At 68.3% G+C, this 8,508-nt stretch carries 11 protein-coding genes; 6 read left to right on the forward strand and 5 right to left on the reverse strand.

The features are described 5' to 3' along the window. Positions 1-209: 209 nt before the first annotated feature. On the forward strand, positions 210-737 hold the full coding sequence (locus tag JWP28_RS03380; RefSeq protein WP_299539936.1) for a hypothetical protein: 528 nt from the start codon (positions 210-212) through the stop codon (positions 735-737). A gap of 66 nt (positions 738-803) precedes the next feature. Here the strand turns inward: JWP28_RS03380 and JWP28_RS03385 are convergent, their stop codons facing one another. The 3 genes from JWP28_RS03385 to JWP28_RS03395 all read right to left on the reverse strand — a co-directional run bounded on the left by JWP28_RS03385 (position 804) and on the right by JWP28_RS03395 (position 3,276). Beyond that, positions 804-1,574: an SDR family NAD(P)-dependent oxidoreductase gene (locus tag JWP28_RS03385; RefSeq protein ID WP_299539938.1), complete on the reverse strand. Its 771-nt coding sequence runs from the start codon at positions 1,572-1,574 to the stop codon at positions 804-806. Beyond that, positions 1,571-2,302, reverse strand: a complete 732-nt coding sequence (locus tag JWP28_RS03390) for an SDR family oxidoreductase (protein WP_299539941.1) — start codon at positions 2,300-2,302, stop codon at positions 1,571-1,573. Before JWP28_RS03390 ends, JWP28_RS03385 begins: the two co-directional genes overlap by 4 nt. Before the next feature lie 164 nt (positions 2,303-2,466). Next, complete coding sequence (locus tag JWP28_RS03395) at positions 2,467-3,276, reverse strand: enoyl-CoA hydratase/isomerase family protein (protein ID WP_299539944.1); 810 nt, start codon at positions 3,274-3,276, stop codon at positions 2,467-2,469. A gap of 121 nt (positions 3,277-3,397) precedes the next feature. Here JWP28_RS03395 and JWP28_RS03400 point away from each other — a divergent pair, with 121 nt between their 5' ends. From JWP28_RS03400 to JWP28_RS03420, 5 genes are read left to right on the forward strand one after another with little or no spacing between them, the layout of a single operon-like run. Then, positions 3,398-4,366 carry an alpha/beta hydrolase gene (locus JWP28_RS03400; protein WP_299539947.1) on the forward strand — a complete coding sequence of 323 codons (969 nt, stop codon included), beginning with the start codon at positions 3,398-3,400 and terminating at the stop codon, positions 4,364-4,366. After that, complete coding sequence (locus JWP28_RS03405) at positions 4,363-5,007, forward strand: glutathione S-transferase family protein (RefSeq protein ID WP_299539950.1); 645 nt, start codon at positions 4,363-4,365, stop codon at positions 5,005-5,007. The genes JWP28_RS03400 and JWP28_RS03405 overlap by 4 nt, the downstream gene beginning before the upstream one ends. Before the next feature lie 10 nt (positions 5,008-5,017). After that, a complete protein-coding gene (locus JWP28_RS03410; RefSeq protein WP_299539953.1) occupies positions 5,018-5,809 on the forward strand; it encodes a glutathione S-transferase family protein in 792 nt (263 codons plus the stop codon). Next, entirely contained in the window at positions 5,809-6,720 is a 912-nt protein-coding gene (locus JWP28_RS03415) for a glutathione S-transferase family protein (RefSeq protein ID WP_299539955.1), read from the forward strand. Before JWP28_RS03410 ends, JWP28_RS03415 begins: the two co-directional genes overlap by 1 nt. Positions 6,721-6,738: 18 nt before the next feature. Further along, complete coding sequence (locus tag JWP28_RS03420; RefSeq protein ID WP_299539958.1) at positions 6,739-7,554, forward strand: crotonase/enoyl-CoA hydratase family protein; 816 nt, start codon at positions 6,739-6,741, stop codon at positions 7,552-7,554. A gap of 3 nt (positions 7,555-7,557) precedes the next feature. Here JWP28_RS03420 and JWP28_RS03425 read toward each other — a convergent pair whose 3' ends face one another. Beyond that, positions 7,558-7,818 (reverse strand): hypothetical protein, encoded by a 261-nt coding sequence (locus JWP28_RS03425; RefSeq protein ID WP_299539961.1) that lies wholly within the window; start codon positions 7,816-7,818, stop codon positions 7,558-7,560. A 205-nt stretch (positions 7,819-8,023) separates the two neighbouring features. Further along, on the reverse strand, positions 8,024-8,508 hold a 485-nt coding region (locus JWP28_RS03430), incomplete at its 5' end, for an SDR family oxidoreductase (RefSeq protein WP_299539964.1).

The raw sequence follows: 8,508 nt of genomic DNA on the forward strand, positions 1-8,508 counted from the left end.
GCACGGGGCCACCTGACGGGCTGATGACGGGCGGATTGGCATTCGCCAAGCTGACGGTGGTTTGCGAAGCTGCCGGGCCGCGGTCGGGGAAGTTCAAGGGGGATTAGGTGTGGCTTGGCTTCCCTGAAGGCCTGCTATGGGGTGGGTTGCGGTCATCCAGACCGGCGAGCACAACATCAAGCGGCAAAGGCACAGCACCTCGGACACCCATGCTACAAGCCATCGCTAAAATTCTTGACCTCTTCTGTTGGATTGCATTCCCTATTTCGTTTGCTGCCACGCCGCTCCTCGTCGTCAACTGGATGCGCTATACGGGAAGCGCCAAACTGGGAGGTAAACCGACAAGACCTTTTCCGATTTGGTCTGTTTGCCTGTTTGTCCTGCCGATCATGACAGTCGTTGCAATGGGAAGCGGGATCTGCGCCATCGCGCGGTCAGAGTTTTTAAGTTACTTGGACTCCTCGATGGATGTCGACGTGTCGGTCGACGGTCAAAATCTTGCCAACTCAAGACCAGCGATGATTGCCTTGCGTTCAACGCACGCAATGATAGCTCACCACTCTCACCCAACGAAATCTATAAACCTAAAGATAATTTCGCAGAGTGGCGATCTTTCTATATCTCTGGGTAGAGACTCTGGAAATCCGAGAGAATATTGGGTCTTCTATCCAAAATATGGATTTACTAGTACAAATGAAATTGGGCGCATAACCACCAGCGCATTCGATAAATACTAATATTGAATCAGATAGTATCGGCCATATTTCGCTCGAAAAACGGATGCTGCCCTATGACGGCGCCGCCTACGCATTCCGTGCCATCAGGCCGCCGTCCACGGGGATCGTGGCTCCCGTGATGTAGGAGGCGGCGGGCAGGCAGAGGCTCAGGGTGATGTGGGCCACCTCCTCCGGGCGGCCGTAGCGGCCGAGCGCGGTGCGTCGCTTGGCGAAGGTCGTGCGGTCCGCCTCGGGGATCGCCTCGGTCATGCCGGTGAGGATTGGGCCCGGGCAGATGCAGTTGACGGTGATGCCCTCGCGGCCGAGCTCGACGGCGAGCGCCCGGGTGAGGCCGGTGACCCCGGCCTTGGCGGCGGCGTAGGTCGAGTCGCGCGCCGTGGCGCCGAGCGCTTCGGTCGAGGCGATGTTGACGATCCGGGGCGCGGGCGACTTGCGCAGCCAGGGCAGGGCGGCGCGGATTATCCGCTGGTGGGCGGTCAGCATCACCGCCACCGAGCGATCCCAGATCGCGTCGTAATTGGCCGCGTCGATGGCCGCGAAGCCGCCGACGCCGGCGTTGTTGACCACGATGTCGAGCCCCCCGAACCGCTCGGCGGCGGCCTGCACCACGGCGCGGATGGCCTCGGGGTCGGCCACGTCGAGCGTCCAGGCCTCGGCGCTGAACCCCCTGTGCACCAGGTCGTCAGCGACCTCGCGCACCGTTTCCGCCGCGATGTCGGTCAGCGCCACGTGCGCGCCCTCGGCGGCGAACACCTCGGCAGTGGCGCGGCCCATGCCGCTGGCCGCGCCGGTGATCAGCACCGTGGAGCCGGCGACGGAGCGGGGGTTGGCGGTCATAGGCTCAGGCCTCCGTCGACGATCAGGGTCTGGCCGACCACATAGGCCGCCAGCGCTGAAGCCAGGAACAGGGCCGCGCCGGCCATGTCGGCCGGCGTGCCCATGCGGCCGAGCGGGATGGACCTGAGCGCGCCCTCGCGCCGCTCCGGATGCTCAGTGGTGACCTTGGTCAGCTTGGTGTCGACAAGGCCGGGCGCGAGCCCCACCACCCGGATGCCGTCGCGGGCCCAGGCCTCGCCCAGGGTCTTGGTCAAGCTGACCGCGCCGGCCTTGGACGCCGCATAGGCCGGGTTGCCGCGGTTGGATGTGTAGCCGGAGACGGAGCTGACGATGACGATCACGCCTTGGCGGGCCGCCAGCCTGTCGTGGAATTTCATGGCGCAGGTCATCAGGCTGTCGAGGTTGACCGCCATCACCCGGTCCCAGCCCTCCGGTGCGAACTCGCCGCGGCGATAGACGACGGTCCCCTGGCAGAGGATCAGGACATCCAGGGCGTCGGGTCCGCTTGCCGCCGCCACCCGGTCTCGGTCGCCGACGTCGACCTGGCTGTAGGCGAGGCCGTTCAGGTCGGAGCCCTCGACCCCGTCGTAGTCGGCGGCGCTCACCCGCGTGCCCCAGACATGCACCGCCGCGCCGCGCTCGAGGAATGCGTGGGCGATCCCGTTGCCGATGCCGCTGGAGCCGCCCACCACCAGGACGGCCTTGCCGCTGAAATCGAGCTCGTTCATCGCTAGTGTCCCGATTCCGAAGTTCGCAAGCGCTTGCGGGTGGCTTTAGCGAACTTCGGAATCGATGTGGACACTAGCAAGTGTTGGTTTTCTAGTGTGCTTCTTGGATTTGAAGTTCGCTCGGCGCGTGGCGCGGGAATGAGGCGAACTTCAAATCCAGCACACTAGCGCCCCCTGAAGACCGGCTCGCGCTTCTCCAGGAAACTCGCCACGCCCTCCCGGTGGTCTTCGGTGCGCATCAGCTCACGGATCGCGCCCATGGCCCAGGCCCCGATCTCGCGCGGGTCGCCGTAGGCCGTCATGTTGAGGCCCGCCTTCAGCCGCTGTACGGCCAACGGCGGGTTGGCGGCGATGCGGGCCGCCAGCGCCATGGCCCGCGGCATGAGTTCGGCGTGGGCGACCACCTCGCTGACCAGGCCGATGCGCAGCGCCTCGGCCGCGTCGATGACGTCGCCGGTGAAGAGCAGTTCGGCCGCCTTGGCGGGCCCGACGATGGCCGGAAGCCGATAGAAGCCGCCCACGTCGCACGGCAGGCCGCGCTTGACGAAGAGTTCCGCGAACCGTGCGGCCTGCGACGCGATCCGGATGTCGGCGAATAGGGCGAGCTCCATCCCCCAGCCGACGGCCGCGCCGTTCACCGCAGCGATCACCGGCTTGGCGCACTCCAGGGCGGCCATGGCGGCCGGGGTCGCCGTCGGCGGCGCGGCGGGCGCGGCTGAGACCGCCTTCGGCCCGGCCATGATCTCGCCCACGTCGTCGCCGGAGCAGAAGGCCGGGTCGGCCCCGGTCACCACGACTGAGCGGACGTGCGGGTCCTCCGACGCCGTTCGGAACGCCGCTTCGAGCTGGTCGTAGGCCCGATAGTTGAGCGCGTTGCGGCGGTGTGGTCGATCCAGGGTGATGACGGCGACGTGCCCGTCCACGCGGCTGGTCACGCCATCGGCGCCCTTGGTGCTGTCGGCGGTCGAGGCCATTGCGCCATCCTCCCGGGATGAATGCTCGCACGGCGGGAGGTGAGGTCAACGATTACGCCGGGTCACCCTTGCCACCGGGGCGGCCAGGGGGAAGCATGGCAGGCATAGGGAGAGAGGCGAAATGCCCGAATTCAAGACCATCGACGCCGGCGCGGCCCAGCTCCGCGTGGCGCTGGAGGGCGAAGGCCCGCTGGTGGTGCTGGTGCACGGCTTCCCGGAGAGCTGGTTCTCGTGGCGCCATCAGCTCGGCCCGATCGCCGAGGCGGGGTTCACGGCCGCCGCCATCGACGTGCGTGGCTACGGCGGCTCGGACAAGCCGGGCGAGGTCGCGGCCTACGACATGGAAAGCCTGACCGCCGATGTGGCGGGTGTGGCGCGGGCGCTGCAGCCGGATGCGCCGGCGATCCTGATCGGACACGACTGGGGCGCGCCGATCGTCTGGAACTCGGCGCTGTCGCGGCCGGAGCAGTTCTCGGCGGCAGCGGGCCTGTCGGTGCCGTTCTCGGGCGTGCCGAACCGGCCGTTCACCGAGATATTCACCGAGGCCTTCACGTCCAAGGGCCACTTTTTCTACCAGGCCTGGTTCCAGAACGTCGGGCCGCCGGAGGAAGAAGCCCAGGCGGACGTGCGCGGCTTCCTGCGCAAGTTCTACTACGGCATCTGCGGCGACGCGCCGGACGGGACTTGGCCGCAGAAGAAGCACGGCGCGACGCTTCTGGAAGGCATGGTCGACCCGGAGGTGTTCCCGGCGTGGCTGACGCCGGCCGACCTCGACTACTACGTCGGCGAATTCGAGGCCTCGGGGTTCTTCGGGCCGATCAGCCGCTACCGCAATCACGAGCGCGACTTTGCCTGGCTGCAGCAGTTCCGCGGCCGCAAGCTCGACATGCCGACGCTGCTGATCGGCGGCGACCGCGACCCCGCGTTCAATGGCTTCGGGCGCATTCCCGACCCCGGGGCGATGATGCGCCAGCACGTCAGCGACCTGCGCGGCGTCCATGTCCTGCCCGGCTGCGGCCACTGGACCCAGCAGGAGCGTCCGGCCGAGGTGAACGCGATCCTCATCCCCTGGCTCAAGGCGCTCAAGTGATCCGCCTCTACCATTGCGCCGACGCGCGCTCGTTCCGGCCGCTGTGGGCGCTGGAGGAGCTGGGCCTCGACTATGAGCTGACGGTCATGCCGTTCCCGCCGCGCTACCGGGCCAAGGAGTACATGGCGGTCAATCCGCTGGGCACGATCCCGGCGCTGGTCGACGGCGAGACCTTCATGACCGAGTCGGCGGCGATCGTGCAGTACCTGGCGACCCGCTACGGCCCGAGCCCGCTGGCGGTCGGCGCGGACGATCCCGCCTATGGCGCCTGGCTGAACTGGCTGCATTTCGGCGAAGCGACGCTGACCTTCCCGCAGACCCTGGTGCTGCGCTATCGGCGCTTCGAACCCGGCAAGGCCGAGGTCGTGGCCGACGACTACGCCAAGTGGTTCCTGGCCCGCTTGCGGGCCGTCGACCGGGCCCTGCAGGACCGTGACTGGCTCTGCGCGGGACGGTTCACGGCGGCGGACATCTCGGTGGGCTACGCCCTGCTGCTCGCCGCCCAGCTCGGCCTCGACGCCGAGTTCACCCCCGCGATCGCCGCCTACTGGGCGCGGCTGCAGGCGCGGGCCGGCTTCCGGGCGGCCAAGGCCTCGCAGATCCGGCACGCGCCGGCAGGCGCGGAGGCCTTCCCGGCATGAGGATGCGCGCATGATCACGCTCTACGACCACCCGCTGTCGCCCTACGGCCAGAAGGTGAAGATCGCGCTGCGCGAAAAGGGCGTGCCGTTCGAGACGGTGTCGCCTGGGGGCCTGGGCGCCGGCGGGGCGGCGGGCGCCTTCATCGAGGCCAACCCCCGCGCCGAAGTGCCGACCCTGGTCGACGGCGAGGTCCGCATCTTCGATTCCACGGTCATCCTCGAATACCTGGAGGACGCCTATCCGACGCCGCCGCTGCTTCCCGCCTCGGCCGCGGACCGGGCGCGGGTGCGGATGATCGAGGAGGTGATGGACACCCACTTCGAGCCGATCAACTGGGGACTCTCCGAGCTGCGCTGGTTCAAGCGGGCGCAGGGCGAGCAGGCGCAGGCGATCGAGAGTGCGGCGGCGCGCCAGACCGCGGGCTTCTTCGCCTGGCTGGAGCGTCAGCTCGCGGGCCGCGAATGGTTCAACGGCGTGGCCTTCGGCTGGGGCGACCTGGCCGTGGTTCCGTTCCTCAACGGCTCGGCCGGCCACGGGCATCGGCCGCCCGAGGGCTCCAGGCTGGCCGACTGGCTGGCCCGCGCCAACGCCCGGCCCTCGGTGGCCGAGACCGTCGCCGAGATCGCAGCCATGCCACGCACCTCAGGCATGACAAACGTCGCCGAGCTGGTGGAGAAGGGCCTCTTCAAGCGCGAGTACCGCGACCACCGCCTCGAATGGATGATCAAGTCCGGCGGCGTCGAGGTGGTGCTGAAGGGCCTCGATCGCGACAACATCCGCTTCTCGCCGGACTTCCACTGATGGCCCACGAGATCATCCTCCACCACTACGACGCCTCGCCGTTCTCCGAGAAGGTGAGGGTCATGCTGGGCGTGAAGGGCCTGTCGTGGCGTTCGGTGATCCAGCCGGTGATCATGCCCAAGCCCGAGCTCACCCCACTGACCGGCGGCTACCGGCGCATCCCGGTCATGCAGATCGGCGCCGACATCTATTGCGACACCCAGATCATTCTCGCGGAGATCGAGGCCCGCCATCGCAAGCCCGATGTGGTCCGCGGCGCCGACTGGGCGGTCAACCTCTGGGCCGACCGGCTGTTCTTCCAGGTGACCGTCGCGGTGGTGTTCGGCGAGATCGGCGATACCGTGCCGCCGGAGTTCATCGCCGACCGCGAAAAGCTCTCCGGCCGGCCCTTCGATATGGCCGCCATGAAGGCCGCGGCCGGTCCCATGAAGGGCCAATGGCGGGCGCACGCCGCCTGGATCGAGCGGGGACTGGCGAGCAACGATTTCCTCGGCGGATCAACGCCTTCGCTCTCTGATATCGCAGCCTACATGAACGTCTGGTGGCTGAGCCGGGCGGCGCCCAGCGCGGCGGCGGCGCTGCTGGAGAGCCTGCCGAAGACCACCGGCTGGCGCGAGCGGATGAAGTCGCTCGGCCACGGGCGGCGGAGCGAGATGACCGGCGCCGAGGCCTTGCAAGTCGCCATGGCCGCCATGCCCGCCAAGCCCCCGCCGGGCGACCCGGCAGATCCGTCGGGCCTGAAACCCGGCGCTCTGGTCACCGTCCGCGCCGACGACTACGGCCGCGACGCGGTCGAGGGGCGGCTGGTCGCGGTCAGCGCCGAGCGCATCACCATCGTTCGCGAGTGCGGCGAGCTCGACCTCGTGAACGTGCATTTCCCCCGCGTCGGCTACCTGCTGACGGCGGCCTGAACTTCCATGGAGGCTTCGATGAGCGACCGCGTGACGGTGGATATCCAGGGCGGCGTCGCCGACGTGCGCCTGGTGCGCGCCGACAAGATGAATGCGCTCGACGACGCCATGTTCTCGGCCCTGATCGAGACCGGCGAGCGGCTGAAGACCGAGGCGGGCCTGCGGGCCGTCGTGCTGTCGGGCGAGGGCCGGGCGTTCTGCGCGGGGCTCGACATGGGCAGTTTCCAGGCGATGGCGTCAGGCGAGCGCGGCGGCGCCCGGGATGCGTCGACGGCCCTGCTCACGCCCAAGCGCACCGAGGGCGGCTCCAACCGCGCCCAGCACGCCTGCATGGTCTGGCGCGAGATCCCTGTGCCGGTGATCGGCGCGGTGCACGGGGTGGCGTTCGGCGGCGGCTTCCAGCTGGCGCTCGGTTGCGACCTGCGCTTCGTGACGGCCGACGCCAAGCTGGCGGTGCTGGAGATCAAGTGGGGCCTGATCCCCGACATGGCCGGCATGGTGCTGATGCGCGGCCTGGTGCGCGACGACGTGGCCCGCGAGCTCACCTGGACCGGCCGCATCTTCTCGGGCGAGGAGGCGGTCGCCATGGGCTTGGCCACCCGCGTCTGCGCCGACCCGCGCGCCGAGGCCCTGGCGCTGGCCGCGGAGATCGCGACCAAGAACCCGCACGCCATCCGCGCCGGCAAGCGCCTGCTCAACCTGATGGCCGAGGGCGACCAGCACGCGATCCTGCTCGCGGAAAGCAAGGAGCAGGGCGCGCTGATCAGCTCGGCCAACCAGGTCGAGGCGGTGACCGCGAACCTGCAGAAACGAGCGCCGCAGTTCGCCGACTAGACCTTACTTCTGGGCGAACTTGAGCTGCGGGTCGCTCGCCTGGGCGAAGGTGGCGCGGGTGGTGCTGGCCACGCAGGCGCGCATCTCTGCGGCCCAGAAGGTCGCGCCGAAGGTCTCTTTCGCGCAGAGCTTGTGGGCCGCCTTGGCGACCTCCGCCCGCACCTGTTCGGGCGACTTGCCGACGGTGGAGATGTGGATGGATTGCGCGCTGGCGGGAAGGGCGATGAGGGCCGCGGCGGCGGCCAGGATGGCGATACGGTTCATGGTTTTCGACTCCGGATTGAGGTTGCTTCCAACCCCTTTCACGGCGTTCCCCTTCGGCGGCGGCCGGAAACTGACGTCAGCCTGTCGCCTGAGAGGACATTACCCCCGATTCCATACCGATCAAACGAAAATGATGCATTGCAATAGAGTTCCGCTGCAATGCACAAAAGCCGGGCGTGAACCGCTTATTCGAAGGGCGCCGCTCTCAGCCGCGTCCGATGAACGGCATCTTGGTCGCCATGACGGTCATGAACTGGACGTTGGCCTCCAGCGGCAGGCCGGCCATGTACAACACCGCGTCGGCGACGGCGGCGACATCCATCACCGGCTCGGCCGCAATCGAGCCGTCGGCCTGCATGACGCCCTGGCTCATGGCCCGGGTCATGTCCGTGCCGGCATTGCCGATGTCGATCTGGCCGCAGGCGATGTCGTAGGCCCGGCCATCCAGAGACGTGGAGCGGGTAAGTCCGGTGATTGCGTGCTTGGTCGCCGTGTAGGCGACGGACCGCGGGCGCGGGACGTGGGCGGAGATCGAGCCGTTGTTGATTATCCGGCCGCCGCGCGGGCCCTGGCCCTTCATCAGCCGGAACGCGGCCTGGGTGCAGAGGAAGGCGCCGGTCAAGTTGATGTCCACGACGCGCTTCCAGTGCTCGAAGGAAAGCTCCTCCAGCGGCACGGGCGGCGCGCCGG

It is taken from the genome of Phenylobacterium sp. (assembly GCF_028290885.1).
Lineage (GTDB): Bacteria > Pseudomonadota > Alphaproteobacteria > Caulobacterales > Caulobacteraceae > Phenylobacterium.